Here is a 26,036-nt window from a genome sequence, read left to right on the forward strand (position 1 = left end):
CGAAAGTCGTTATGAACAACCGTCCCGTGCGCAACTCGATTCTGTGCCCCAACTGCCGCAAGCTGGTCAGCAGCGATGAAGCCCGTTGTCCCCATTGCGGCATTCCTTCGCCCGGCTCGCGCCTGAAGAACAACGCCCTGACCCGGGGGTGGGGATCGGGAGAGTCGTTGGTGCTCATCGTCATCTACGTCAACATCGGCATGTACTTGATAAGCCTGCTGCTCAATCCGCGCATGATGGGCATGGGCCTCAACCCCTTCGGCCTGCTAGCGCCGGACCACCGCAGCCTGGCGGTCCTGGGCGCCACCGGCACCCTTTTAATGAACCAATCGGCCGGCTGGTGGACCCTGCTGACGGCCAACTATCTGCACGGCTCCGTGCTGCACATCTTCTTCAACATGATGGCGCTGTACCACATCAGTCCCCTGATCACCCAGCTCTTCGGCCCCTACCGATATTTCGCCATCTACACCCTCAGCGGCATGGGCGGTTTCTGGATCTCCTACATGGCCGGCATCCCCCTGACCATCGGCGCCTCGGCGGCCCTTTGCGGCCTGATCGGCGCGGCCCTGTACTACGGCCGCAGCCGCGGCGGCATTTTCGGACAGACCATCTACAAGCAGGTCGGCATTTGGGCCCTGTTCATCCTGGTGTTCGGCCTCCTGGTGCAGGGCATCAACAATTGGGCCCACATCGGCGGCATGGCCACCGGCGCCCTGATGGCCTTGGCCCTGGGGTATCACGAGAGAATCCGCGAAAAGCTGGCTCACCGGCTGCTGGCCGCCGGCTGCATGCTGGCGACCGCCCTGGCGCTTCTGTGGGCGCTCTTCCGGGGCGTGATGTACTGGTTTTCATAAGCAAACCATAGAAGAAAGGATTCCCGCCCATGGCATCCTTGCTGCGCACGCCGCTATTCGCCCGGCATCAGGCGCTGAACGGCCAAATGGTGCCCTTCGGCGGCTGGGAAATGCCGCTGCACTACAGCGCCGGCATCCTCCAGGAGCATCTGGCCACCCGGCGCGCCGCCGGTTTGTTCGATGTCTCCCACATGGGCCGTTTCACCATCACGGGCAAGGAAGCACTGCCTTTCCTGCAGCATGTGCTGACCAACAACGCCGGCGCCCTGGAGCTCAACGAAAGCCAGTACACCCTGCTGGCCACCCCCGACGGCGGCGCCCTGGACGATGCCTATCTCTACCGCTTCTTCGAAGACCGTTACCTGCTGGTGGTCAACGCCGCCAATCGCCCGGCCGACTGGGATCACTTACAACAGGTGCGGGCACATTTCCAGGATGTGCGTCTAACAGACGTCACCATGGACATGGCCATGCTCAGCCTCCAGGGGCCGCGTTCCAAAAAGATGCTTGCGGCATTGCTGGAAGACGGCGCCTTGCCCGAGCCCCGGCGCAACGCCTTGAGCATCGCCCGTTGCGCCGGCGTTGAAGTATGGATCGGACGCACCGGTTACACCGGCGAGCCCCTCTGCTTCGAGCTGTTTCTGCCGGCCACCGCCGTCACCGATCTCTGGAATCGCCTGCTGGACCAGGGCGCCCATCCCGTGGGTCTCGGCGCGCGGGACACGTTGCGCCTGGAAGCGGGGCTCCCTTTGTACGGCCACGAACTGGGCGCCGATCCGGCGGGCGACACCATCCCCGTCTTTGCTTCGCCACTGGCGCGGCATGCCGTGAGCTTCTCTCCGTTGAAGGGCGATTTCATCGGCCAGAACCCGCTCCATCGCCAATTCATGGCCCAGCGGGCTTTCCTGGAGGGCAACTTCCACCGGTTGCCCGATCTGCCCCGCATGCTGCGCACCGTGGAAGTGATCGACAAAGGGATCGCCCGCGCCGGTGCGGCGGTCTTCCAAGGGAAGCAACAAATCGGATGGGTCACCAGCGGTACCATGGTGCCCCACTGGGTGTTCGAAGGGCAAGGGCTCTCGGCGGTAATGACCGAGCGCACCGAGCGCCGCGCCATCGCCTTGGTGCTGATCGACAGCCAAGTGGCGGAAGGAGAGATCGTCACCATCGACGTACGCGGCAAACCCCTGCGGGCCGGCGTCATGCCCTACCTGCTGCGCAGCGAAGCGCCCCCCTTCGCCCGACCCATCACATGGGCCCTTTATCGTCGGCAGCAACAGGCCGCTGCGATAGAACGCAACCGCGAGGAGGCCGCCAACCGGGTGCGCCACTGGGTACAGCGAGCCGTCGAAAACCACCGCTGGCGCCAGGAGCAGTGCATCAACCTGATTCCGTCGGAACAGACCCCCTCGCGCCTGGTGCGCCTGCTCTCCATCACCGACCCGGCGGGCCGCTACGCGGAACACAAAAAGGTGAAGGCCTTTGCCGACGCCGAGGTGTTCTACTACCAGGGCACCGACTTCATCGCGGCGGTGGAAGCCGCCCTGGCCCGGGAGATGGCCCTTTTTCTCGGCTGCCGCCAAGTGGAAACCCGCCCCGTTTCCGGCCAGATGGCCAACATGGTCGTTTTCAGCGCCATGGTGGACCACATCAATCGCGCCGATCGCAAGAGCGAACAACGCCGCCTGCGCCATGTGATGAACCACCACATCATCAAGGGCGGTCATTTGAGCGCCCAGCCCATGGGGGCCTTGCGCGACTACATCATGCGCGATCCGGTCACCGAGCGCCCGGCGGTGATCAACTTTCCCGTGCTGCCCAACAACCCCTACACCATCGATGTGGCCGCCTGCCGCCCGCTGCTGGAACGCTACCAACCCGAGCTGGTGATTCTGGGCAAAAGCATGACCCTGCACCGGGAACCCGTTGCCGACCTGCGCCGCATGATCGACAAACTGCAGCTCGACACGGTGTTGATGGTGGACATGGCCCACGTACTGGGCCTGTACGGTCCCCACTTCCAGGCCCCCTTCGCCGAAGGGGCCGACCTGTTGACCGGCTCGACCCACAAGACCTTTTTCGGCACCCAGCGCGGCATTGTGGCCGGCAACGGCCATCCGGACCGGCCGGAAGAGGCGGCGCTGTGGGAGGCCGTGCAGCGACGCGCCTTCCCCGGGGCGGTCAGCAACCACCATCTGGGCACCCTGCTGGGGCTGCTTGCGGCCGCCATCGAAATGAACGCCTTCAAAGAGCGCTACCAGCCGCAGGTGATCGCCAATGCCAAGGCCTTCGCCCGCTCCCTGCACGCATGCGGCCTGAAGGTGGCCGGCGACCCGAACATGGACTTCACCGAGACCCACCAGGTGATCGTGCAGGTGGGCTACGGCCAAGGACCTGACATCGCCCGCCAGCTGGAAGAGAACCACATCATCTGCAACTACCAGGCGGGTCCCGATGAGGAAGGGTTCACCGCATCGGGCGCCCTGCGCCTGGGCGTCGCCGAAATGACCCGCTTCGGCATGCAACCCGAGGATTTCCAAACCTTGGCCCAGCTCATGGCGGACGTCATCCTGCACGCCAAAACCGTCAAGGACCCGGTCCGCCGTCTGCGGGAAGGCTTCCTGCGGATGCGGTTCTGTTTCGACGACGACGCGACCGACCAACTGCTGGAGCAGCTCCATCGGCTGCTTTAGGTTATCTCAGAGGCGGGGCGCCCTATCGTCCTGCTTGCAAAGTGACACGGAAGGGATGCAGAGCAATCGAATGTAGAAATCAAGTGGAAAGGATTTTGAAAAGGTCGCCATTGTCCCACGCCCCCGAGCAAAGAGTGGAGATATAATGTGTTTTGGAGGTGTCGGGGGTGACACCCGCAGTGGCACCAAACACAATATGGACGCGTCTCCCCCGTAGGGGCACGGCACGACGTGCCCTTGCCCCGGGATGCACCGTCGCCATGCGATTCGGTCCCACGGACAGAATCATTCGCAAGGGCCCTGGAACGGGCCATCAAACAACCCAACAATCGAGGCGTAAAGGAGGTCCGACCATGCGTTTATCAGGAAGCACCGTCGCCGTACTATTGGCCGAAGGGGTGGAGGACCTGGAATTCTATGTACCGTTCATGCGACTGCAGGAAGAAGGCGCCCGGGTGATCGGCGCCGGCCTCGCCCTGACCCCCGTTCGCGGTAAAAACGGGTTGGTCATCACCCCCACCGCCACCATCGACACCCTGGATCCCGCCAAGCTGCTGGGCCTGGTGATACCGGGCGGCTGGGCGCCGGACAAACTGCGCCGCGACCCGGTGGTCATCGATCTGGTCAAGGACCTGGACAGCGAGGAAAAGCCCATCGGCATCATCTGCCACGGCGGGTCGGTGGCGGTATCGGCCGACATTGTCCGGGGCCGGCGCGCCACCGGCTCCAAGGGCATCAAGGATGACCTGGTCAACGCCGGCGCCATTTGGGTGAACGAACCCGCCTTCCGCGACGGTCATCTGGTGTGGGGTCGCGTGGTGGCCGATATCCCCGACTTCTGCCGCTTGCTGGTGGCAGCGCTAGTGGAGCGTCACGTGGAAGGCTGAGCGCCGCAACGCGAATTGAATAAGGAGGCCCTGCCTTCCGGTACTGAAACAAGATCGGTTCAGCAATAGATCGGGGAGAAAAGCATGCGCAAGAAGGATTCGACGTCGGCAACTGATAGCGCTTCCGTGCAACCGGTCAAGGTGTGGGATTTGCCCGTGCGGCTCTTTCACTGGCTGTTGGTCGCCCTGGTGGTCACTTCCTTCGTGACCGGCAACATGGGCGGCAATGCCATGCAGAACCACATGCGCAGCGGCTATGCCATCCTGGCCTTGCTGCTGTTTCGCATCATCTGGGGGCTGGTGGGCAGCCGCACCGCACGCTTCAGTGATTTCATCCACGGCCCGGTATCCGCCTGGCGTTATGCCAAAGGTTTGTTCAGCAAAAACGGAAAGCGGCATCTGGGCCACAACCCTTTGGGCGGTTGGTCGATCCTGGCCATGCTGCTGGCGCTGCTGCTCCAGGCGGGCACCGGCATGTTCGCCGATGACGCCATTCTCACACGGGGACCGCTCGCCTTGTGGGTCGGCAGCGATACCAGCAGCGCGCTGACCATCGTGCACCTGCTCAACAAGTACCTGATCGTCGGCCTGGTGGCGCTGCACCTGCTGGCGGTGCTCTTCTACCTGGTGGTCAAAAGGGAGAACCTGATCACCCCAATGATCACCGGCATAAAGCAGTGGCACGGTCCGCTGCCGCGAACCGTGCCCATGGCCCCTGTCTGGCTGGCGGGCATCCTGGCCGCCCTGGCCGCCCTGGCGGTCTATATGCTGGTGCAAGCAGGCGGCTGAACCCCCGCGGCGAATGGTTTTCAGACCGCCGCCAGGCGACGACCGACAAAGTGATCCGATGAAGAAGAATGCTTGGGCCGGGAGCGCGGATGCCGGGCGCCGGTGCGGCCGCCTTTTGCCTGGGCGGTCCCGGCACCTCTCCGCGGGCGGCTGTTACGGGACGCCGGATCGGGCATGGTCGCGGGGCGCGGCCGCGCTTCCGGCGCGAGGGCCGCGACGTTCTGCATCTCGCCATTGACACAGCGAGACCCCAGCAAGCGGCGGATGGCCTGCATCGTACCGGCGTCGTCACTGTCCACGAAGGTGTAGGCGTCACCGCTGCGCAGGGCGCGGCCGGTGCGGCCGGTGCGATGGGTATAAGCATCGGTGGTGCCGGGCATATCGTAATTGATCACATGGGCGATCTTCTGCACGTCGATGCCCCGGGCCGCCACATCGGTGGCCACCAACACCCTGAAGGCACCACTGCGAAAACCGTCCATGGCCTGCTGTCGCCGGTTCTGGCTCAGGTTGCCGTGCAGCGCCGTGGCCGAAAAACCCCACGCGGCCAGACTGCGCGCCAAGTTCTTGGAACGATGCTTGGTGCGGGTAAAAACCAGCACCGATTCGCCCTCGGTGCGGGACAGCAGGTGGTTGAGCATGGCGTTTTTGCTGTGGGGTCCCACGCGAAAGAAGGTGTGGGAAACCGTCGCGGCCGGAGCAATCCGGTCCACCTGGATTTTTTCGGGATTCTTGAGCAATTGCCGGGTCAAGGACAGGATATCGGGCGGCATGGTGGCGGAAAATAGCATGCGCTGCCGCAGCTGCGTCAATTGACTGAGAATTTTGCGAATATCCGGCAGAAAACCCATGTCGAACATCTGGTCCGCTTCGTCCAGCACCAGGTACCGGACCGTGGACAGATCGATGGTGCGCTGCCGAACATGGTCCAGCAGCCGCCCCGGACAGGCCACCACGATGTCCACGCCGCGACGCAGGGTTTTGATCTGGGTGTTGATGTTGACACCCCCGTAAATCGTGGTGCTGCTAAGGCCGGTGCGGCCGGCCAAATCTCCGATGGCCTCGTGGGTCTGCTCGGACAGCTCCCGGGTCGGGGAAAGAATCAGGGCACGGATCCCGCGGCCGGTGTCCGCCGCCAAGTGGTGCAGCAGGGGCAGCACGAAGGCGGCGGTCTTGCCGGTGCCGGTCTGGGCCAGGCCCATCACATCGCGGCCCGCCAGCAGATGCGGAATGGTTTCCCGCTGAATGGGGGTCGGTTCGGTAAAGCCCATGCGGGATACCGCGGTGAGCAGTTGGGGGTTGAGTTGTAATTGTGCGAATGACATTAATGCTCCTCTGAACGTAAATGAAAAAGCCCGTTGGGATTTTACTGAAAAAATCCCGGCGGGCTTTATTGGTAGGTCCTGGATTTTCGCTGAAAAATGGAACGGATCGGCCATCAGGACCGACCACGTTGAAGCGCACTCTATGCCATCGACGGCCACAAGTCAATGGTCATTTAGGTTCACCTTCTGCCGCAGATTTTTGATACGACCACGACGGGTCTTGCTGTCCGTCCGTTTACGACGGGCACTGCGGGTGGGCCGGGTGGGGGTGCGACGACGGGCGGTGACGGTGACGCCGCGAATCAAGGCCCGCAACCGCTCCAGGGCATCGGCCCGGTTCTGCTCCTGGGTGCGGTGCCGCTGGGCCTTGATGATGACGACGCCGTCCTTGGTGATGCGCTGATCGGACATCCCGAGCAGCCGCTCCTTGAGGTGGGGCGGCAGGGACGAGGCCTGAATGTCGAAGCGCAGATGCACGGCGCTGGCGACCTTGTTCACATTCTGGCCGCCGGCGCCCTGGGAACGCACGGCACTGATGTCGATTTCAGCCAGCGGTATGGCCAGGTTGGACGTGATAGGCAACATGGGAAAAAATCACCGTTGGCCGATCATCGGCCGCGGTACTTGTCGTGGCACGCCTTGCAGCTCTGCCCCACCACCCCGAATTGGGCCCGGATGGGATCCAGCTCGCCGGCCGCTGCCACCTGCGCCAGCTTGGCGATCTCGGCGCCGGAATTTTCGGCGGCGGCTTTGAACCCCTCGTGGTCGCTGAATGCCGTGGCACGCAACCCTGTGCCGCTGTCGGTGCCCGGCACCATGAAGGCTTCCCAGGGCAATTGGGCGAAGGTGGCCACCAGCTCCGCATTGCGGGCCACCGCTTGCGGCTCATAGGTCTCCCGCCCCTGCACCACCGCGGCGATGCGGCCGAAATGTTGACCGATCAGAAACATGATGGATTGCCGATAGCGCACGGCATCCTCGGGGCGGGCGAACTGCGCCGTGGCGACGCCCAACATCCCCACCAGACACACACCACACACACCAATGATCAACCAGCGTTTCATGAGACCTCCTTCCGTCGACGGTACGGGTTAAGGTTATACAGGCAGCATCCTTCCAACCACCGCCGCTTGTCAACAGTGAATACGGTGGAACCGCAATTGCCGCCCAACGGCGTTGACCGCAGCCCGCATCGCACCAGCGCACTACCACCAGAGCAGGCAGACCGTCGCCGCGCTCAAGGCCACCCAGATCGCCATGGCCACGCAATCGACGGCGCCGTTGATCAACCGCGCACCCATCAGGCGGCCTCCATGCAGGCGCGATACTCATAAAAATAGTCGGCCGCCTCCTCGGCCGAATCGAAAAAGAGCCAATCACGTCGTACGACCCCGTTGCGGCGCCGCACCCGCTCGATGGCGGTGCTGCCGTGATATTCCAGATCTTCACAACCGGCTGACAAAATAGCATAACGGGACATATTCGCCTCCTTGGTCGGGGTTATCAATGATCGTTCTTGATATCCAACCTAACAGGCGGGTGTGACAGATCCGGTCACAAGGTATGGAAAAAAACGGGCCGCCGAAAAAAAAATCTCCCATTTCTCCAATGACGCCGTGTCACCGTTTGGCAGGGTTGGTTGAGTTTAAGCCCTGGCGGGCAGTTTTAAGTTTTATGTGTTAAGTTTTAAGTTAATGTATTCTATCGATTATATGTAGTTGGGAATAAACGAGCGGATGGGTCCTTGCGCGCATCGTGCCTTCCACCCCCCGATAGGGGCACGGCATGCCGTGCCCTGGAAGCCCCCCAGCATCTCGCAAGGGCACGGCATGCCGTGCCCCTACAGGAGCATTAACCATCGGTCACCGGTCCCTGGTTCGTCCGGCACCCTGTAATCGAATGCGTGTATCCGCAATAGCGACATCGCCCGTTCTCGCACGGAGGCGGGTGGGTCGGGGGAGCGCTGGGTGCTGCAATGCGTGCAGGCGTGTAGGGGCCGTTATGGGGTGGGCGCAGGGCGTTCGGCCCGCACTTGTTTGAGCGCAGCGAGTTTGCGGGCCGCCCGGAGCCCACCCCATTACGGCCCCTTGGCGCCAAAACGCGCAGCACCCAGCGCTCCCCCGACCCACCCGCCGGCGGTCGTTCAATGCACCACAGCTATCGCTCCATAACCAGTGCTTTCAGAAAACCTTTTTCAAACAGATGCTTTCAAACAGATGCTTTCAAACAACCACTTCCAAACCAACCGCTTCCAGCAACAAATGCTGATAAGGCGGCCATTTTTGACAACGCACCCAACGACGGCTTATATAACGCCATATATTCAGGTAGGCCGCATCCATCATCCAACAGAGGTGTTCATGGCCCGAGGAGATCAACTCACCCGCCAGTGGCGCATCATCCATGCCTTGATTGCATCCCCCCACGGCAAATCGGCCGCCGAACTTTCCGACGCCCTGGACTGTCACTCGCGCACGGTCTATCGCGACCTGGAGGCGCTGCAAATGGCCGGCTTTCCGCTCTACACCGAGCAGGAAGGCGGCAAGACCCGCTGGTCCCTGATCGATGCCCAGCGGCACCAGATGCCCCTGCCCCTGGATTTGACGGAGCTGATGGCCCTCTATTTCAGCCGCAACATGCTCAAGGTGCTCGAAGGCACCGCCCTGTTCGACGCCCTCTCCTCCCTCTTCGACAAGGTCAAGGCCACCCTGCCGCCGGCCTATATCGACTATCTGGAGGCCCTCTCACGACGCCTGGCGGTGGGACCGCGGGCCCACAAGCCCTATCGCCGGTTCAAGGAGACCCTGGAGCAGGTGCAGGCGGCGGTCCAGTCCCAGCACCATCTGCAGCTGTCCTACTGGAGCATGCACCGCCAAAGCATGACCCAGCGGCGGGTGGCGCCCTACACGGTGTGGTTCCACGACGACACTTTCTATCTGATCGGCCATTGCGACCTGCGCCGAACGGTGCGGCTCTTCGCCGTGGACCGCATCGAACGGTTGGAGGTGTTGCAAAGCCGCTTCGAACCGCCCGCCGATTTCGACGCCCAAGCCTTCATGCAGGGCAGCTTCGGCGTGTTCCAAGGCGACCCGGTGCGGGTGCGCATCCGTTTCGAGCCGTCCGTGGCAGGCTATATCCGCGAAAGAATCTGGCACCCCACCCAAACCTTGACGCCCGCGCCGGACGGCGGGCTGATCTTCGACGCCGAGGTGGCGGGCCTGGACGAAATCAAATTCTGGGTGCTGCGCTGGGGCGCCGCGGCCACAGTGCTCGCACCCGAGACCCTGCGGGCCGCCGTGCGCCGCGAAGCGCAACAGATGCTGGAACGCTATGCGGCGACCGCGCCCCCGGCGTCGCAAACGGCCATCACCGACCGACCGCCACCCCACGACCGCCCATGATCCCCCTGACCCTCCGATCGCACCACTCCCTTGGATGGGGCACCACCCCGGTAACGCAGTTGTGCCGCCGGGCCCGCCGCCTGGGATACACCCGCCTGGCCCTCACGGATACGGACAACCTGTATGGGCTGTGGCCCTTTTTGGCCGCTTGCCGCCAGGAGGGGCTGACCCCCATCGTGGGCGCCGAACTCACCGACCCCCGCCGTCCCCACCGGGCCGTCTGCCTGGTGGCCGACGCCCAAGGCTACCCCCGGCTGTGCCGCCTGCTCACCCGGCGCCACACCGCCGTCGACTTCGATTTGGCCGCCGAATTGCCCGCCCATGCCGACGGATTGGTGGTGCTCACCAGCGATCCGCAACTGCTGCTGCGCTGGCACGCCGCCGGCGTCACGGTGGCCGCCGCCATGCCCCGCGCACCCCTGGCCCCCACCCATCCCCTGCGCCGGACCGCCCGTGAGTCGGGGACGCCCCTGGTGGCCACGCCGGGCACCTTTTTCCTGGATCCGGAGGGCCATGCCGACCACCGCCTGCTGCGGGCCATCGCCCTCAACACCACCCTGGAAAGGCTGCCCCCGGACCAGGTGGCGCCGCCCAACGCCTGGCTGGACAGTCCCCAAGGTTATGCGGCGCGTTTTGCCGCCTGCACCGAAGCCATCGCCAACACCCATACCATCGCCGAACGCATCGCTTTCAGCGGTCCTGATTTCGGGCTGGTGATGCCCCCCTGGGCGGACGCCGACGATCAGGCGGCCGAACAGGCCCTGCGCCGGGCCGCCTACGCCGGCGCCCGCCGGCGTTACGGCCGCGATTTGACCGAACCGGTGGTGGACCGCCTGGAGCATGAATTGGCCATCATCGGCCGCATGCGCTTCGCCGCCTACTTCCTGGTGGTCCGCGACATCGTGCGCCGCAGCCCGCGCACCTGCGGCCGGGGATCGGGGGCCGCCTCCCTGGTGGCCTACAGTCTGGGCATCACCAACGTGTGCCCGGTCAAGCACAACCTCTATTTCGGCCGTTTTCTCAATCCCGGCCGCAAAGACCCGCCCGACATCGACGTGGACTTCGCCTGGGACGAACGGGACGGCGTGATCCAGGGCGTTCTGGACCAATTCGGCACGCGGGCCGCCATGGTCTCCAGCCACATCCTGTTCCAGCCGCGCATGGCAGTGCGGGAAACCGCCAAGGTGTTCGGCCTGACCGAGGCCGAAATCGGCCGGGTCACCCGCCGCCTGCCATGGTTCTGGCGCCTGCAGGACGGCACGGGCGACCTGCTGGCCGACCTGCGCCGGCGCCCCGAGGCCAAGGCCCTGGAGTTCGATCCGCCCTGGCCGCAAATTTTGTCCCTGGCTCAACGCTTGATCGGCACACCGCGCCATTTGGCCGTCCACCCCGGCGGCATCGTGATCACGCCCCGACCGATCCACGACTACGTGCCGGTGGAGACCGCCCCCAAGGGGGTGCCCATGATCCAGTGGGACAAGGACGATACGGAAACCGCCGGCCTGGTGAAGATCGACCTTTTGGGCAACCGCAGCCTCGCCGTGATCCGCGACGCCATCCACAACCTGCACCGTGACGGCACCCCCTTCGATGAGACCCGCTGGGAACCCGAAGCGGATCCGGCCACCCGGGCGCTGGTGGCCCACGGCCGCACCATGGGTTGTTTTTACATCGAAAGCCCCGCCATGCGGCTGTTGCAGCAAAAAGCGGGCAAGGGCGATTTCGAACACCTGGTGATCCACTCCAGCATCATCCGCCCGGCGGCCAACGACTGCATCCAGGAGTACATCCGGCGCCTGCACGGCGGCGGTTGGGAACCGCTTCACCCCTTGCTGGACGATGTGCTCAACGAAACCCTGGGCATCATGGTCTACCAGGAGGATGTGTCCCGAGCCGCCGTGGCCCTGGCCGGTTTCAGCGATGTGGATGCCGACGGCCTGCGCAAGGTGATGGCCAAAAAAGACCGCCACCGCCGCCTGGAAGACTACCGGCAGCAATTCGCCGAAGGCGCCCGGCGCCGCGGCGTGCCGCCGGAATGTGTCGAACAGGTGTGGCAGATGATGATGAGCTTCTCGGGCTACTCTTTCTGCAAGCCCCACAGCGCCTCCTACGCCCGGGTCTCCTTCCAGGCCGCCTATCTCAAGGCCCACTTTCCCGCCGCCTTCATGGCGGCGGTGATCAGCAACCAGGGCGGCTTCTACAGCACCTTCGCCTATGTCTCCGAGGCCCGGCGCCTGGGCGTCACCCTCCAAGGACCCGATGCCGCCCGCAGCCGTATCCGCTGGACCGGCGGCCGCGACTGCCTGCAAGTGGGCCTGATGGCCGTCAAAGGTCTGGCCCGCGAGACGGCCCGCCGCATCGTGGCCCAGCGGGAGCGGCGACCGTTTCGCGATCCCGCCGACTTTCTCGAACGGGTGCGCCCCGACGAAGCCGAGGCCCGCGCCTTGATCCTCTGCGGCGCCCTGGACGCCCTGGCACCGGGCTGGACACGCCCCCAACTGATCTGGGCCCTGGCCCGATGGCAGGCCGGCCGCCGCACGGCCGGCGGCACCCTGCCCCTGTTCGCCGAGGCGCCCACGACCCTCGCGCCCCCCGACCTGCCCCCCGATCCGCCCCTGGAACGCCTGCGCCGGGAATTCAAGGTGCTCGGTTTTCTGCGCGATTGTCACCCCATGACCCTTTACGCCGACGCGGCCCGCCGGGCCGGCGCCGTCTCCGCCCGGGATCTGCCGCAACAGGTGGGGCGCCGGGTGGCCTTCGCCGGGTGGTTGATCACCGGCAAAGTGGTGCACACCAAGCGGGGCGACCCCATGGAGTTCCTCACCTTCGAGGACGACACCGGCATCGTGGAAACCACCTTCTTTCCACGGGCCTACGAGCGCTTCTGCCACCTGCTCGACCACGGCCGCCCCTACCTGCTGCAAGGTCTGGTGGAAGACAACTGGGGCGCGGCCACCCTCACCGTCTCGGCCGCCCGTCCGCTGTGACGCCCTACCATGGCCGCTGCGCAGCACCGTCGTCGTTTGCCGCCGCAAAGCGCGCGGCGCGCCGACAGCTCTTGATTTCAATCCCATTCCGGCCCATAGTGAACGGGACATTCAACGCCCGACCCCGCCAAGGAGGCACAACGGCATCATGATCCCTTTCAAAGCGATTGAAACCTTCTATGAAACATGGCTGCCCGAAGCACGCCGCAAAGGCCACCACCTGGTCGCCCCCTGCCCCCTCTGCCGGCGATCCCAACAAGCCAAACCCGGCCAGATGACGGTCCTGCTGAATCCTGAAAGTTATTTGCGGGGCTACTTTCGTTGCAGCGCCCATTGCGTTCCCGGCGGTTTCCATGCCCACTTCGCGCGCCTCATGGGCATCGACGGCGCGCAGGTGCCGGGATTCGACCCGGATGCCGACACCTACGCCCTGGGGATGCAGTTCCCGGCCCGGCACTTGGGCGCCGAACTGGATCAATTCACTTCTCTCCTGGGCGATGCCCAAAAAGAGTACTTTACCCGCCTGGGCATCTCCGCCGAAGTCCTCCAGCAGATGCGCATCGGGTTCAACGGCCGCTATATGGTGTTTCCCTATATCCAGGAGAACGGTTTCGCCTACGCGGCCCACTGCCTGCTGCCCGGCCGGGAGCAGGACCATTTCTGGCACGGCAACGAACTTTTTTTCAAAGGGGAGGCGGCCGTATACAACGCCGGCGAAATCGAGCGCGCGGAACACGGCGCTTTGTTCATCACCGACGGCGAAGTGAATCTGCTGATTCTCAAATCGTTGGGTTATCCGGCCATTGCGGTGCCCGACGGCGCTGACCTGGACATCCTGAAAGCCGAACGCCTGGCCCGCATCGAACACATTTTTCTGCTGGTTTCCAACACCCCCGAAGCCCGTCAGTCCGCCCGGGAACTGGCCGTGCGCCTGGGATTCAAGGCGCGCATCCTCGCCTGGCCGCCCACCTTCAAGCGAGGCGCCCATCTGTCCAAGGTGGCCGCCTATCCGGCCATGGACACCGCCAAGACCGTTCAACGCATGATCCAGCAATCCAAAGCCTTTTCGCCCTTCAGCTCACCCGAAAAAGAGCAGCGCCAATTCATTGAGTTCCTGGAAAAGGAAAAGGGCAAAGCGTTGATGGGCATTCAGACCGGATTCGAAAAGATGGACCGTCATTTGGAAGGATTGCGGGGCATCAACATCCTGGGGGGACCGCCCAAAGCAGGCAAATCCTGCTTTTTCATGCAGATCTCTTCCGAGGTGGCGCGACGCAAGGTGCCGGTGATTTACTACGACTTTGAAAACGGCCGCCAGAAGATCTACCTGCGCACCCTGGTCCGCCTCAGCGATGTCAGCGAAAAGCAGATCCGCAGCGGCGCCATGGATCCACCGGAGCAGGAGCGGCTGCGGCAGGCACGGGAGCAGTTCGCATCCCTGCTGACCCGTTTCCGGGTGGTCAATGATCGCCGCCTGACCCCGGACACCATGCGCCGCCACATCGACTTCATCAAGCACGAAACCCGCGCGGACGACATACTGGTGGTTGTAGACAGCCTGCACAAACTGCCCTTCAAGGATTTGACCGAACGGCGCACCGGGATCGACTCCTGGCTGCGCCAGCTGGAGGCCATCCGCGACGAGCAGCAGGTCTGCTTTCTGGTGATCAGCGAACTGTCCCGCGGCAAGGGCGGCGGCTACGGCGAAACCCCCGACCTGAGCTCTTTCAAGGAGTCGGGGGACATCGAATACAGTGCCGACAACGCCATGGTCCTCATGCCCGATTGGGATCCGCTGGCCCCCGTGGCCGACAACCAACGCAAAAGCACCTTGTGGGTGGTGGCCAGTCGCGAAGCCAGTCCCGGCCGGATAACCGATTATGTGCTCGATTACCCCTACTGGCGTTTCCGCGAGCAATAGCCCCTGGCACACCATTGCGGATTAAAGATTCGGCCCGCGCGTCCGATAAGAGTGTGGGGTGCAACAGGTGCGCCCCCGACAAGGTCTTCAATCGACGGCGACGGACGCGTGCGGCATGAGCCCCAAACTGTTTGCATTTTTAACGTGGATCTTCTATCTGGCCGAACGCCGTACGGCGGATGAACTGTGGCTTATCTGCATGATCTACAGCGCCATCCTGGCGGTCTGCGCGCTGTTTTACCGGCGGGAGAACAAGGTGGCCACGGCCAAAAAGAAAAAAAAGTGACCCCCGCGAACCCTTCCTCCTAAACGCGCCGCAAACACTCCAGCACCGATGCCGTATTGGCTGGGGCAGTCATCATCACCGGCTCATCGATCTTCTGCCCGTCGATATAGTCCCCCAGGAAAAACGGTGACCCGTCGATCTTGAACAACTTGCCACCGGCCGACTCCACGATGACGCGCACGGCCGCCAAATCCTGAAACGACTCATGGGCCATGAAGGCCACATCCGCCCTGCCCATGGCCACGTAACAGGCATGGGCCCCGGTACTTCCCATCCCTCTGATTTTGCCTGGAAAGCGAACCTGGTAATTCTGGTGAAAGCGGGAATAGGTGAGCACCAGACTCTCCTGGTCCAAATCGCCCCGATCGGCAATTCGAATGGGGCTGTCGTTCCAGAAGGCCTGCTGCCCCGCCACCCCCCGGAACAGATCCCCGGTGGCCGGCATGTAAAACATCCCCAGCACCGGCCAGTGGTTTTCGTACAAGGCAAGGGACATGCCCCAGATGGGGATGCCGGTCTGGAAATTGTCCACCCCGTCCAACGGATCGAAAATCCACAGATAGCGTTTGCCCTCGTGGCTGTAGCCTTCGTCCACGATGTCCTGACCGAAGATTTGGTGACCCGCGAAACGATCCACAACGCAATCCTGAAAGGCCCCGGCAAGTTGCAATTCGGCCTGCGTGACCAAATCCTGGTCGAAGGGGGGCCGTTTGCGTCCCTTGCCGTAAAACCGCAAAGCCTGGTCGCCCATGGCCTTGATCGTATTCAGTGCAAAGGTGTTCAATTCCTCGATGTCCGGCACGGGGGCTGAAGGTGCCATGAATCCTCCCTGTTATGTGGGTGATGGGGACGGGAACAACAAAAAAGGACGGGCAGCAAACAAAGGCAAAAATGGGGCGGCGTATACACGGATAGCCCATGGGCGCGAATGGGAACGAGCATGCGCCCGTGGGCTTTCATGGGTGTTCATAAACGGCAAAAGCGGCCGAGGAATGGGCGAGCCCCCTATTTCCTGGTGGACGCATAACCATCGGCGTACCATCCACCCCCTTTGAGCTCGAAGGTGCAGGTACTCATGATTTTTTTCGCCTTTTTGCCCTTGCAGACAGGGCATGGATGGTTTTCGGTGCCCATGGGCACCAAATCTTCGAAAACGTGACCGCATTTGCACTCGAATTCATATACCGGCATGATCGGATACTCCTGAAATAGATCAATAAGTTGGCGCTTACAGCTGCGCTAATTTAGAGCGTGACGGGCCGTCTGTCAACATCAATTCGGTCCGACAATCGCTCTGTCGCCCACATTTGATTTCCGACACCGCCGATGCATCGGTGGTGAAGCCGTTTATTAAGCGCGCCCTCCTGTATCCCCGGCGCCAAAGGGGACGTCGACCCGGCCTCCCTGCGATGGCAACCACTGTGCAAAACCGCAGCATACGATAATACATATATGTAATTTTTAATAGATCGTGTTCCATTTCCGTGATTTTTTCCTTCGCGCCTTCTTTTCCGCGCCTGCACACCCCTGGAACACTGCCGCTGCCACCCGGTATGGGGCTCAAGTTTTTGCTTTTCGGACAAGGTCACCGATACCCCGCCGAGCCCCCGGCCCTGATCCGTCGGTTGCGACGCCACAAATTTGTCCGGAGTGGATGTCACCGGCGCCGGTCCCGCCGGTCGTCAAACAGGGTGCGATTTTTCACTATACATTGCAATTTCAGTTGCTTTCCAAAGAGCTACGCCGGGGTACAGACCGTTGGCACAGCCGTTGCTTTCTTGGCAGGAAACTTTATTGCCTAATGAACAAACATATTTAAGGAGCGTGGGAGATGAAAAAAATCGAAGCCATTATCAAACCCTTCAAGATCGAGGAGATCAAGAACGCCCTCGACGCCATCGGCGTCAAGGGCATGACCATCAATGAGGTCAGAGGTTATGGCCGCCAGAGAGGCCATAAGGAAATCTACCGCGGGACGGAATACAATGTGGAATTCATCCCCAAAGTCAAAATCGACCTCGTTGTTGAAGACGCCATGCTGGAGCGGACGCTGGAGACGATCACCGAGGTGGCCCGCACCGGCAAGGTGGGCGACGGCAAGCTGTTCGTCCTGCCCATCGAAAACGCCGTGCGTGTCCGCACAGGGGAATCCGGGCCGAGCGCCCTCTAACCGACGGTGTTCGCCCATGGACACCATGCTGATGACCACTGGTCGCACAAAGGAGATGAGCTGTGAAGATGCGTTGGAAAGCCTTGCATGAATCGTTACACGGGTTCGGCGCCCCTTGTCTTTTACTGTTTTGCGTGATCCTCGCCCTGGCCGGGCCGGCCATGGCCGCCGATCCGGCCCTGGAAAAAGCCCTTGAATCCATGGACCCGTCGCTGTTGCGCGGCAAGACCCAGGCGCAGATCCGCGCCGAATTGCCGCTTTCGGCCGCCTACCGGGACGAGACTTCGCCCCTGGAAGAGGAGATCGAAGTGCTGGTGGACGGCGAGGTGCGCGCCGTCTCCATCGTGCGCTACCTGTCGGACCTGGAAATCATGCAGTATCGCGGCGATGTGCTCTGGACATGCATCGCCGCCTTCCTGGTCTTCTTCATGCAGGCGGGGTTCGCGCTGCTGGAGGCCGGTTTCACCCGAGCCAAAAACGCAGTGAACATCTGCATGAAGAACATCATGGATTTTTCCATCGGTACCATGGCCTTCCTGGCCGTGGGCTTTCACCTGATGTTCGCCGGGCCGGAGGTGAACCTGTTCTGGTTGGGCGAGACCACGGCGACCCAGTGGGGTTTCCCGTTCTGGCTGTTCCAGTGCGTCTTCGCCGCCACCACCGCCACCATCGTCTCCGGCGGCATGGCCGAACGCACCAAGTTTCACAGCTACATCATCTACTCCGTCGTCATTTGCGCCTTTATCTATCCGACCTTCGGCGGTTGGGCCTGGGGTAGCCTGCTCGATGGCGAGGGTTGGCTGGAAAGCGTTCTGGGGGTCGGCTTCTACGATTTCGCCGGCTCCACGGTGGTGCACTCCATCGGCGGTTGGCTGGCTCTGGCCGGCACCCTGGTGCTCGGCCCGCGCATCGGCAAATTCGACGCCAAGGGCCGCCCCCGCGCCATTCCGGGCCACAGCCTGCCCTTCGCGGTGCTCGGCGGGTTCATTCTCTGGCTGGGCTGGTTCGGGTTCAACCCGGGCAGCACCACCACCTTCGACGGTATGTTGGCGCGCATCGCCGTGATGACCAACATCGCCGCCGCCGCCGGCGCGTTGGGCGCCGTGGCCACCATCTGGCTGGTGGCCCGCAAACCCGACGTGGGCATGACGGTCAATGGCTTTCTGGCCGGACTGGTGGCCATCTGCACCTCCGTGGATGTCGTGGGCCCCACCGGGGCGTTCTGCATCGGTCTGGGCGGCGGCATCCTGGTGGTGTTGAGCGTCCTCTTCCTGGAGCGGGTGTTCAAAATCGACGACCCGGTGGGCGCCATCAGCGTGCACGGCGTTTGCGGGGCCTGGGGCACCATGGCCTACGCCTTCTTCGGCGTGGAGTCCTTCAGCCTCACCGTTCTGGCCGCCCAGGCCATCGGCGTGGCAACGGGCTTTGCCTGGGCCTTCGGCACCGGCATGGCACTGTTCCTGGGCATCAAGTACACCATCGGCCTGCGGGTCTCCGCGGAAGAAGAGGTCGCCGGCCTGGACATCCTGGAGCACGGCAACGAGGCCTACAGCGGATTCCAGATCGATCCCCACGCTTAAGGCCTGATCCATGCGACATGCCGGGCGCCGCAGGGCGCCCGGCACCCGGCCTTGTTTTTTTGCCGGGGGTGGCAGATTTCTGTTGACTTGTGTTTCTTTTAATGAAATTTAGTTTCCCAGTATGCACTTTTATCGACTTTAATGGCTCCCGGGGTGAGGCACCCATGTTGAAACGAAGCACACAACCCAAACGGCTATGGCGCAGCGCGCCGCTGAAACCGGCCTACGACGCCGTGGTGATCGGCGGCGGACTGCACGGCCTGGCGGCCGCCTATTTCCTGGCCAGCCGCCACGGCATGCAGGATGTGGCCGTCATCGAGAAACGCTACATCGGCTACGGCGGCGCCGGTCGCAACACGGCCATCGTGCGGGCCAACCAGCGGACATCGGAAAACGTTCCGCTGTACAAGGAGGCCCTGGACATGTGGCCCCGGTTGACCCGCGAACTGGATTTCAACCTGATGTTCTACAACTGCGGCAACCTCAACCTGGCCCACAGTGAAGCGGCCCTCAAGGCGATGCGCCTGCAAACGGCCACGGCCCAGTTTCACGGCGTGGACAGCCGGCTGTTGACGCCGGCGGAGTGCAAGGCGCTGATTCCGGCCCTGGACATCACCGATCGCCCCAAATATCCCATCTTCGGCGGCATGTTTCATCCGCCGGGGGGCATCGTGCGCCACGACGCGGTGGTCTGGGGTCTGGCCAAGGGCGCCTCGGCGCGGGGCGTGCACATCCACCAGGACACGGCGGTGACCGGCATCGAAGTGCAACGGGGCAAGGTCGCCGCCGTGCAAACCAGCCGGGGCCGCATCGCCACCCCGCGGGTGCTCAATGCCGCCGGCGCCTATGCCGCCGCCCTGGCCGATCACTTGCTGGACATCCGGCTGCCCATCAGCGTGCTGACCATCCAGGCCATGGTCACCCAGCCGCTCAAACCGCTGCTGGACCACGTGATCTCCTCCGGCGGCTATCACATCTACGCCAATCAGACCCTCAAGGGCGAGATCGCCACCGGCGCCCACATGGACCGCTGGCCCAACTACACCACAGGCACCTCGGCCTACTACATCAAGCACCAGGCCGAAGCGTTGACCGATCTGCTGCCCTGCCTGCAGGGGGTCAAGTTCATGCGCACCTGGGCGGGCCTGGCGGACATGACGCCGGACATGGCGCCCATCATGAGCGGTAACGACCCCGTGCAGGGCTACTACCAGGATTGCGGCTGGGGCTACTTCGGCTTCAAATCCTGTGCGGCGGCCGGCAAGTACATGGCCCAATACATGACCACTGGCACCTGCCCCGAAATCCTGGCGCCCTTCGATCCGGGGCGCTTCGCCGCCCATCGCCTGATGGGCGAAACGGCGGCGCTGGTCAACTACAGCGCGGACAACTGACCCGGACCGTGATGGCCGGGCGATGGCAACCAATGGAAAGGGACATGCAATGGCGCTCAACTTGAATTGCCCGATCTGCGGACCCCGCAGCGGATACGAGTTCCGTTTCGGGGGCGAGGACAAGGGACCGCGGCCGGCGGAAGAAGGGGCGACGACGGCGTTGTGGCTGGCCTACGCCCACCTGAACCGCAACGTGGCCGGCGTGCAGCGGGAGTGGTGGTGCCACAAGGATGGCTGCGGCACCTGGTTCCGCGTCTGCCGCGATACCGTCACCAACTGTGAAGTGCCCACGGTGGACACGCTCTAAAAAAAGGAAACCAACGATGGAACGGCTGAAACATCTACCGACACTGCGCATCGCAGCGCGTCAACCCATCACGCTGCGATTCAATGGACGCACCCTGGCCGGTTGCGCCGGGGACACAGTGGCGACCCTGCTCTACGGCAGCGGCGAACGCATTTTCGGCCGCAGCCTCAAATACCACCGCCCCCGGGGCCTGTACAGCCTGGACGGCGAATGCAGCAACGCCATGATGACCATCGACGGCATGCCCAATCTCAACGCGGAACTGACCCCGGCGCGCGAAGGCATGCGGGTGGAACCCCAAAATGTGATGGGCTCCCTCAAATGGGACCTGCTGGGGGGGCTGGATCACCTGGCCTTCGCCATGCCGGCCGGCTTTTTCTATAAGACCCTGCACAAGCCGTCGTGGTTGTGGCCTCGGGCCGTCAAGGGAATCCGCCGGGCGGCCGGCCTGGGCGTCCTGCACCCCGAGGCGCGCTTCGATCAGCGCTGCGATGCGATCTATCCCAATGTCGATGTGTGCGTGGTGGGCGGGGGCCCGGCGGGCCTGAGCGCGGCCCTGGCCGCCGCTGAGGAGGGCCTGCGGGTCGCCCTGCTGGAGGCCCGGCCGCGCCTGGGCGGCTTTTGCGACTACCGGGTGCGCGCCGACGCGCAAGGCAAGCCCCTGCATCAATGGGCGGCGGCGTTGGCCGATCAAGTGCGCGCGCGGGACAACATCCGGGTGTTCACGGACGCGCCGGTGGTGGGTGCCTACCCCGACGGACGGGTGGCGGCCTTTCAGCGGGGCGGCCCCGAAGATGCTTTCGACCTGCGCTATATCGAAATCACCGCGGCCGGCGCGGTGGTCGCCACCGGTTGTATCGAACGGCCGCTGCTGTTCGCCCACAACGACCGGCCGGGTGTGATGCAGATGGGCTGCGCCCACCGCCTGCTGCACACCTACGGTATCCGGCCGGCCGCCGATGCGGTGTTCAGCGTGGCCCACGACCTGGGCCTGGAGGCGGCCATCGACCTGCATGACCAGGGCGTGACGGTCCATTGCGTGGCCGATGCGCGCACGGACGGCCAGGATCCTTTGTTGATCGCGGCGCTGGAGCAGCGCGGCATCCCGCTGCGGCGGGGGTGGGTGGCCCACACAGCCCACGGCCGGTCACGGTTGCGGGCGGTCACCCTCGGAACCCCGGCGGGCACCTTCCGCCAACGCATCGCCTGCGAGTTGCTGGTGGCCTCCGCCGGGTTGACGCCCTTGACCGGCCTGGTCACCATGGCCGGGGGCCAGGTGAAATACGACCCTCGGACGGGCTTCTTCCTGCCCGTCCGGCTGCCGCCCAACATGCAGGCCTGCGGTCGCTTGCGGGGGCTGCACGACCCCGCCGCCCTGGCCGCCGACGGCACCCTGGCGGGGCTGCGGGCCGCCGAGGGCCTCGGCTGCCGGCCGCAGCGCAAGATCGCCGCGGCCGAGGCGGCTCTGGCCGCCGCGCCCGGAGCGCCCCGCGGCAGCAAATGGCTGGCCGCGCCGGGCAAAGGGGCCAAGACCTTCATTTGCTTCGACGAGGATGGCACCCTCAAGCATCTTCATCAGGCCATGGCCCAGGGCTTCGACGTGCCCGAACTGATCAAGCGCTTCACCGCCATCGGCACCGGACCGGGCCAGGGGGGGATTCCCGGCCACAACCTGCCGCTGCTGGTGGCGGCCGGCCAGGCGTCGCCGGCAAGCGACCCCATGCCCACCACGGTGCGCCCGCCCCTGGTGGCGGCCCCCATCGCGGCCTATGCGGGCGGCCGCCACGACATGGCCAAACGCACCCCCATGCATGACGCCCAGGTGGCCGCCGGCGGCCGCATGGAGCGGGTGGGCGAGTGGTTCCGGGCCCGACGGTTCGGTACCGATCCCGGCGCCGCGGCGGAAATCATGGCCGTGCGCACCAACGTGGGCCTGCTGGATGCCTCCACCCTGGGCAAATTCCGCGTTTTCGGCCCCGACGCGCTCAAGGCGCTGCAACGGGTGTACGTGGGCGACATGGCCCGCACCCGGCCCTTCCGGACCACCTACGCGGCCATGTGCAACGAGGACGGGTGCGTGATCGACGACGGCGTGGTGATCCGCACCGGCGACAACGACTTCTACATCACCACCTCCACCGGGCGTGCCGCTCAAACCGTGGAGTGGTTCCGCTACCACACCCGCTACGACGGTTGGGACTACCACATCGTCAACCTGACCGATGCCCATGGCGTCATCAACATCGCCGGCCCCAACGCCCGCAAGGTGCTCGAAGCAATGACCGCCGACGATGTCGCCAACACGGCCTTTCCCTTCGCCGCCTGCCGCGACCTCACCCTGGCCGGCGGCATACCGGCCAGGGCCATGCGCCTGGGGTTCGTGGGCGAGCTTTCCTACGAACTGCATGTGCCGGCCTCCTGCATGGAAACGGCCTGGCGCATGGCCGAGGCGGCGGGCGCACCTTTCGGGATCGCCCCTTTCGGCCTGGAGGCCCAGAACACCCTGCGCATGGAAAAGGGCCACGTGATCCTGGGATCGGAGTCCGAGCAGCGTACCGTGCTGCACGATCTGGGCCTGGGTTTTCTGTGGTGCCGCACCAAACCGGAAGCGAAAACCGTGGGCGCCCTGGCCTTGCGCGACACGGCGGATCAGCCGGGACGCCTGAAACTGGTGGGCTTCAAAATGGAGACCCCCGGCGACGGCCCCCCGCGGGACGGCAGCCCCGTCGTCAACGGCCGCATTCGCGGCTACGTCTGCACGGCGCGGCACAGCCACGCCCTGGGCGAGCCGGTGGGCATGGCCCTGGTGGAGGAGGAATTGGCCCGCGGCGGCACCCGCCTGGGCATCTACGAAGACGGGTGCGGCGGCCGGCTGCGCTACGGCACCGTGGCGCCCATGCCCTTTTACGATCCCGAAGGGACGCGCATGCGGATCTGAATGTGCCGAGCGTTGCGCGGACCCGTTGATTGGAAGCAGGCCAGAAGGAGTTGCAAATGGAAAACCGTATCATGGAACGCAAATCACCCGTGGCGATGCCAACGGCGCCGGAACAGGTGACCCGGCGCGGCGACTGGACGGTGGCGCTGCGCTATGGCGGGGAAGGCGCCGGCCCCTGGCTGGTGGACTTGAGCCACGGCGCCAAGTGGGATTTTCAATCGGCCGCCCTGGAAACACTCACCCCCTGGGGCATGGCCATTCCGGAAAAGCCGGGACAGTGCCGCTTCGCCGGCGGCATGCTGTGCAGCCGGTTGAACCGGACCCAGGCGATTGCCTGGCACATCGCCGGTGCGCCGCCGCCCGCGCCCGGCGGGGAGGCCGTCACCGATGTCAGCGACGCGACGATGCTGCTGGCCCTGGTGGCCGTGGATCCGACGGGCATCCTGGAAAAGGTGACCGCCCTGGATTTCCAGCGCCCGCAAAGGCCCTGGCCCTTCGTATTGCAAGGGCCGGTGGCCCATGTGCCCTGCCGCGTGGTCCATCTCGGCCCGGGCGCGGACGGCACCAACGCCCTGCTGATCAATTGCGCCCGCGGCTATGCCCGCGACATGGCCCATGCCTTGTTGGCGGCGGGCGACGAATTCGGCCTGCGGCCGGCCGGCGAGCAGGCTTGGAACGGATGGGTGGCCGCAATGGAACAATCAGCGGCCGCATGATGCGGCGGGCGGCGCATTGACGGAAGATGGGAATGGTGATAGGCGAGACGCACACACCAATGTGGTCGGCACCCAACGGGGCCGACGGTTGCCCTGCAACCCATGACACCATGGCAACGGCGATGAAACGGGATCCATCCACACCCAACGGCGCGGCGGCGGAAAACGCCCTGGAGTTGGCCATCGGGCGGGAAATTCGCAATTTCCGCCTGCGGATGAACCTGACCATCGCCGAGCTGGCCAAGCTGGCCGGCCTCTCCCCGGGAATGTTGTCCAAAATCGAAAACGGCAACACCTCCCCTTCCCTGGCGACGCTGCGGTCGCTGTCCCGGGCGCTGAACATCCCGGTGACGGCCTTCTTCCGCAAGTACGAAGAAGAGCGCAACGCCAGTTTCGTTCGATCCGGCGAAGGCCTGGTCATCGAACGCCGGGGCACCCGGGCGGGGCACCAGTACCAGCTGTTGGGACATACCGTCGGCAAAAGCATTTCGGTGGAGCCGTACCTGATCACGCTCACCGAAAAATCGGAGATCTTTCCCCTGTTTCAGCACCCGGGCATGGAGTTCATCCACATGCTCGAAGGCAGCATGCTCTACCTGCATGGGGACAAGTCCTACCGGCTGAATCCCGGAGACTCGTTGTTCTTCGATGCCGACACCACCCACGGGCCGGAAGAGCTTTTCCAGCTGCCCATCCGGTTCCTGTCCGTCATCGTCTCGCCCCGCTTTTCCGAGTAGCGTCGCGCGCCGTTCAACGCCCGCGACCGTAATACGATAGCCGCTCGCCGGTTCCGGCGCCTTTCGCGCCCACCGCCGGCCGCGGCGGGTCTCAACCACTGGAGGTAACGCTCATGTGTGCCATTGCAGGATTGCTGTTTAAAAAAGCGCGCCCGGCCCATTTCCCCATGACCACCGGCAGCGCGCTGACCGAAATACTGGACGCCACGCTGCACCGCGGCCCCGATTCCGCCGGCTGGGCCTTGTATCGGCCCCCGCTGGAGGGCGAACTGCGGATGCGGTTCTTCATCGACGCAAACGGCGACGCGCAAAAGGAGATCGCCGCAGTCCACACGGCCTTGGAAGCACAGGGCGCCACCGTCCTCGACGGCGAAGTGCTGGGCTGCACCTACGGCGTCCGGGTGGGCTTCGCGGGAGATGTGCTGGCTCTGACCCGGGCCATCGAGCGCCGGGTGCGCCTGGTTTCCATCGGCGCCAGCCTGGACATCATCAAGGATGTGGGGCAGCCCTATGCCCTGGCGCCGCGCTACGCCATCCACGAATTCGACGGCGGCCACGGCATCGCCCACATCCGGCTGGCCACCGAATCGGGGGTGCACCCCGACACGGCGCACCCCTTCTGGGCCTGCGGCTTCGCCGACGTCGCCACGGTGCACAACGGCCAGTTGACCAACTACTGGATCATGCGCCGGCGCCTGGAGCGGCGGGGCATGGTGTTCCAGACCGAGAACGACACGGAACTGATCGCCGTCTACCTGGCCTACCGCATGAGCCGCGGGGCCGACCTGGAAGAGGCCCTGCGCACCTCCCTGGAGGAGCTGGACGGCACCTACTCCTATCTCGTGGCCACCCGGGACGCCATCGGCTACGCCAAGGACAAGCTGGCGGCCAAACCCATGGTCAAGTACGAGGACGAAGACCTGATCGCCATCTCCTCCGAGGAGGTGGGGCTCAATCGGCTCTTTCCGGGCCGCGCCCTGGCCACCAGCGAGCCGGCGCCCCTGACCTACGGACTGTGGCGCCGGGCGGCCTGATCCGCGCATCGGCG

Annotated in this window: 22 protein-coding genes; 16 read left to right on the forward strand and 6 right to left on the reverse strand. The window is 64.2% G+C overall.

Annotated features, from left to right (window positions below):
* The first annotated feature begins 11 nt into the window (after positions 1-11).
* From MRX98_RS03845 to MRX98_RS03860, 4 genes are all read left to right on the forward strand, one after another.
* Positions 12-857, forward strand: a complete 846-nt coding sequence (locus tag MRX98_RS03845) for a rhomboid family intramembrane serine protease (protein ID WP_246903151.1) — start codon at positions 12-14, stop codon at positions 855-857.
* A gap of 29 nt (positions 858-886) precedes the next feature.
* Positions 887-3,550 carry a glycine cleavage system aminomethyltransferase GcvT gene (gene gcvT, locus MRX98_RS03850; protein WP_246903154.1) on the forward strand — a complete coding sequence of 888 codons (2,664 nt, stop codon included), beginning with the start codon at positions 887-889 and terminating at the stop codon, positions 3,548-3,550.
* 353 nt (positions 3,551-3,903) lie between these two features.
* Complete coding sequence (locus MRX98_RS03855; RefSeq protein WP_246903156.1) at positions 3,904-4,437, forward strand: type 1 glutamine amidotransferase domain-containing protein; 534 nt, start codon at positions 3,904-3,906, stop codon at positions 4,435-4,437.
* Between the two features lie 84 nt (positions 4,438-4,521).
* Complete coding sequence (locus tag MRX98_RS03860) at positions 4,522-5,226, forward strand: cytochrome b/b6 domain-containing protein (protein WP_246903158.1); 705 nt, start codon at positions 4,522-4,524, stop codon at positions 5,224-5,226.
* 20 nt (positions 5,227-5,246) lie between these two features.
* On the opposite strand, the gene MRX98_RS03865 is transcribed toward MRX98_RS03860, so the two are convergent.
* From MRX98_RS03865 to MRX98_RS03880, 4 genes are all read right to left on the reverse strand, one after another.
* Positions 5,247-6,551: a DEAD/DEAH box helicase gene (locus tag MRX98_RS03865; protein WP_246903160.1), complete on the reverse strand. Its 1,305-nt coding sequence runs from the start codon at positions 6,549-6,551 to the stop codon at positions 5,247-5,249.
* Positions 6,552-6,713: 162 nt separating this feature from the next.
* Complete coding sequence (arfB, locus tag MRX98_RS03870) at positions 6,714-7,136, reverse strand: alternative ribosome rescue aminoacyl-tRNA hydrolase ArfB (protein WP_246903162.1); 423 nt, start codon at positions 7,134-7,136, stop codon at positions 6,714-6,716.
* 23 nt (positions 7,137-7,159) lie between these two features.
* Positions 7,160-7,615, reverse strand: a complete 456-nt coding sequence (locus MRX98_RS03875) for a c-type cytochrome (protein ID WP_246903164.1) — start codon at positions 7,613-7,615, stop codon at positions 7,160-7,162.
* Between the two features lie 236 nt (positions 7,616-7,851).
* Positions 7,852-8,031, reverse strand: coding sequence for a hypothetical protein (locus MRX98_RS03880; protein WP_246903166.1), 180 nt, complete (start codon positions 8,029-8,031; stop codon positions 7,852-7,854).
* Positions 8,032-8,911: 880 nt separating this feature from the next.
* Between MRX98_RS03880 and MRX98_RS03885 the strand changes: the two genes are divergently transcribed.
* The 4 genes from MRX98_RS03885 to MRX98_RS03900 all read left to right on the forward strand — a co-directional run bounded on the left by MRX98_RS03885 (position 8,912) and on the right by MRX98_RS03900 (position 15,146).
* The gene (locus tag MRX98_RS03885; RefSeq protein ID WP_246903168.1) at positions 8,912-9,952 is read left to right on the forward strand and encodes a helix-turn-helix transcriptional regulator; all 1,041 of its coding nucleotides are present in this window, start codon (positions 8,912-8,914) and stop codon (positions 9,950-9,952) included.
* On the forward strand, positions 9,949-12,939 hold the full coding sequence (locus MRX98_RS03890) for a DNA polymerase III subunit alpha (RefSeq protein WP_246903170.1): 2,991 nt from the start codon (positions 9,949-9,951) through the stop codon (positions 12,937-12,939). The genes MRX98_RS03885 and MRX98_RS03890 overlap by 4 nt, the downstream gene beginning before the upstream one ends.
* Positions 12,940-13,087: 148 nt before the next feature.
* Positions 13,088-14,860 (forward strand): DnaB-like helicase C-terminal domain-containing protein, encoded by a 1,773-nt coding sequence (locus MRX98_RS03895; protein ID WP_246903171.1) that lies wholly within the window; start codon positions 13,088-13,090, stop codon positions 14,858-14,860.
* Positions 14,861-14,975: 115 nt separating this feature from the next.
* A complete protein-coding gene (locus MRX98_RS03900; protein WP_246903172.1) occupies positions 14,976-15,146 on the forward strand; it encodes a hypothetical protein in 171 nt (56 codons plus the stop codon).
* 19 nt (positions 15,147-15,165) lie between these two features.
* Here MRX98_RS03900 and MRX98_RS03905 read toward each other — a convergent pair whose 3' ends face one another.
* Complete coding sequence (locus MRX98_RS03905) at positions 15,166-15,966, reverse strand: inositol monophosphatase family protein (RefSeq protein WP_246903173.1); 801 nt, start codon at positions 15,964-15,966, stop codon at positions 15,166-15,168.
* A gap of 185 nt (positions 15,967-16,151) precedes the next feature.
* Complete coding sequence (locus MRX98_RS03910) at positions 16,152-16,337, reverse strand: FmdB family zinc ribbon protein (protein WP_246903174.1); 186 nt, start codon at positions 16,335-16,337, stop codon at positions 16,152-16,154.
* 640 nt (positions 16,338-16,977) lie between these two features.
* On the opposite strand from MRX98_RS03910, the gene MRX98_RS03915 reads away from it, so the two are divergent.
* The 8 genes from MRX98_RS03915 (at position 16,978) to MRX98_RS03960 (ending at position 26,022) form a co-directional block, all read left to right on the forward strand.
* Positions 16,978-17,316 carry a P-II family nitrogen regulator gene (locus tag MRX98_RS03915; protein ID WP_246903175.1) on the forward strand — a complete coding sequence of 113 codons (339 nt, stop codon included), beginning with the start codon at positions 16,978-16,980 and terminating at the stop codon, positions 17,314-17,316.
* A gap of 68 nt (positions 17,317-17,384) precedes the next feature.
* On the forward strand, positions 17,385-18,896 hold the full coding sequence (locus MRX98_RS03920; RefSeq protein ID WP_246903587.1) for an ammonium transporter: 1,512 nt from the start codon (positions 17,385-17,387) through the stop codon (positions 18,894-18,896).
* A gap of 164 nt (positions 18,897-19,060) precedes the next feature.
* The gene (locus MRX98_RS03925) at positions 19,061-20,290 is read left to right on the forward strand and encodes an FAD-dependent oxidoreductase (RefSeq protein ID WP_246903176.1); all 1,230 of its coding nucleotides are present in this window, start codon (positions 19,061-19,063) and stop codon (positions 20,288-20,290) included.
* A 49-nt stretch (positions 20,291-20,339) separates the two neighbouring features.
* Positions 20,340-20,597, forward strand: coding sequence for a sarcosine oxidase subunit delta (locus tag MRX98_RS03930; RefSeq protein ID WP_246903177.1), 258 nt, complete (start codon positions 20,340-20,342; stop codon positions 20,595-20,597).
* Between the two features lie 16 nt (positions 20,598-20,613).
* Entirely contained in the window at positions 20,614-23,535 is a 2,922-nt protein-coding gene (locus MRX98_RS21960) for an FAD-dependent oxidoreductase (RefSeq protein ID WP_281432188.1), read from the forward strand.
* A 56-nt stretch (positions 23,536-23,591) separates the two neighbouring features.
* Positions 23,592-24,251, forward strand: coding sequence for a sarcosine oxidase subunit gamma SoxG (locus MRX98_RS03950; protein ID WP_246903178.1), 660 nt, complete (start codon positions 23,592-23,594; stop codon positions 24,249-24,251).
* A 122-nt stretch (positions 24,252-24,373) separates the two neighbouring features.
* A complete protein-coding gene (locus MRX98_RS03955) occupies positions 24,374-24,988 on the forward strand; it encodes a helix-turn-helix domain-containing protein (protein ID WP_246903180.1) in 615 nt (204 codons plus the stop codon).
* A 113-nt stretch (positions 24,989-25,101) separates the two neighbouring features.
* Positions 25,102-26,022, forward strand: coding sequence for a class II glutamine amidotransferase domain-containing protein (locus MRX98_RS03960; protein WP_246903182.1), 921 nt, complete (start codon positions 25,102-25,104; stop codon positions 26,020-26,022).
* The last annotated feature ends 14 nt before the right edge of the window (positions 26,023-26,036 follow it).

It is taken from the genome of Desulfatitalea alkaliphila, assembly GCF_022968795.1.
Taxonomy (GTDB): domain Bacteria; phylum Desulfobacterota; class Desulfobacteria; order Desulfobacterales; family Desulfosarcinaceae; genus Desulfatitalea; species Desulfatitalea alkaliphila.

Bases quoted from the DNA above. Each gene is read 5' to 3' on its own strand.
- MRX98_RS03955 (WP_246903180.1), top strand. From the start codon at position 24,374: ATGAAACGGGATCCATCCACACCCAACGGCGCGGCGGCGGAAAACGCC.
- MRX98_RS03865 (WP_246903160.1), bottom strand. From the start codon at position 6,551: ATGTCATTCGCACAATTACAACTCAACCCCCAACTGCTCACCGCGGTA.
- arfB (WP_246903162.1), bottom strand. From the start codon at position 7,136: ATGTTGCCTATCACGTCCAACCTGGCCATACCGCTGGCTGAAATCGAC.
- MRX98_RS21960 (WP_281432188.1), top strand. From the start codon at position 20,614: ATGGAACGGCTGAAACATCTACCGACACTGCGCATCGCAGCGCGTCAA.
- MRX98_RS03925 (WP_246903176.1), top strand. From the start codon at position 19,061: ATGTTGAAACGAAGCACACAACCCAAACGGCTATGGCGCAGCGCGCCG.
- MRX98_RS03910 (WP_246903174.1), bottom strand. From the start codon at position 16,337: ATGCCGGTATATGAATTCGAGTGCAAATGCGGTCACGTTTTCGAAGAT.
- MRX98_RS03875 (WP_246903164.1), bottom strand. From the start codon at position 7,615: ATGAAACGCTGGTTGATCATTGGTGTGTGTGGTGTGTGTCTGGTGGGG.
- MRX98_RS03845 (WP_246903151.1), top strand. From the start codon at position 12: ATGAACAACCGTCCCGTGCGCAACTCGATTCTGTGCCCCAACTGCCGC.
- MRX98_RS03895 (WP_246903171.1), top strand. From the start codon at position 13,088: ATGATCCCTTTCAAAGCGATTGAAACCTTCTATGAAACATGGCTGCCC.
- MRX98_RS03860 (WP_246903158.1), top strand. From the start codon at position 4,522: ATGCGCAAGAAGGATTCGACGTCGGCAACTGATAGCGCTTCCGTGCAA.
- MRX98_RS03930 (WP_246903177.1), top strand. From the start codon at position 20,340: ATGGCGCTCAACTTGAATTGCCCGATCTGCGGACCCCGCAGCGGATAC.
- gcvT (WP_246903154.1), top strand. From the start codon at position 887: ATGGCATCCTTGCTGCGCACGCCGCTATTCGCCCGGCATCAGGCGCTG.
- MRX98_RS03920 (WP_246903587.1), top strand. From the start codon at position 17,385: ATGCGTTGGAAAGCCTTGCATGAATCGTTACACGGGTTCGGCGCCCCT.
- MRX98_RS03880 (WP_246903166.1), bottom strand. From the start codon at position 8,031: ATGTCCCGTTATGCTATTTTGTCAGCCGGTTGTGAAGATCTGGAATAT.
- MRX98_RS03905 (WP_246903173.1), bottom strand. From the start codon at position 15,966: ATGGCACCTTCAGCCCCCGTGCCGGACATCGAGGAATTGAACACCTTT.
- MRX98_RS03855 (WP_246903156.1), top strand. From the start codon at position 3,904: ATGCGTTTATCAGGAAGCACCGTCGCCGTACTATTGGCCGAAGGGGTG.
- MRX98_RS03915 (WP_246903175.1), top strand. From the start codon at position 16,978: ATGAAAAAAATCGAAGCCATTATCAAACCCTTCAAGATCGAGGAGATC.
- MRX98_RS03960 (WP_246903182.1), top strand. From the start codon at position 25,102: ATGTGTGCCATTGCAGGATTGCTGTTTAAAAAAGCGCGCCCGGCCCAT.
- MRX98_RS03950 (WP_246903178.1), top strand. From the start codon at position 23,592: ATGGAAAACCGTATCATGGAACGCAAATCACCCGTGGCGATGCCAACG.
- MRX98_RS03885 (WP_246903168.1), top strand. From the start codon at position 8,912: ATGGCCCGAGGAGATCAACTCACCCGCCAGTGGCGCATCATCCATGCC.
- MRX98_RS03890 (WP_246903170.1), top strand. From the start codon at position 9,949: ATGATCCCCCTGACCCTCCGATCGCACCACTCCCTTGGATGGGGCACC.
- MRX98_RS03900 (WP_246903172.1), top strand. From the start codon at position 14,976: ATGAGCCCCAAACTGTTTGCATTTTTAACGTGGATCTTCTATCTGGCC.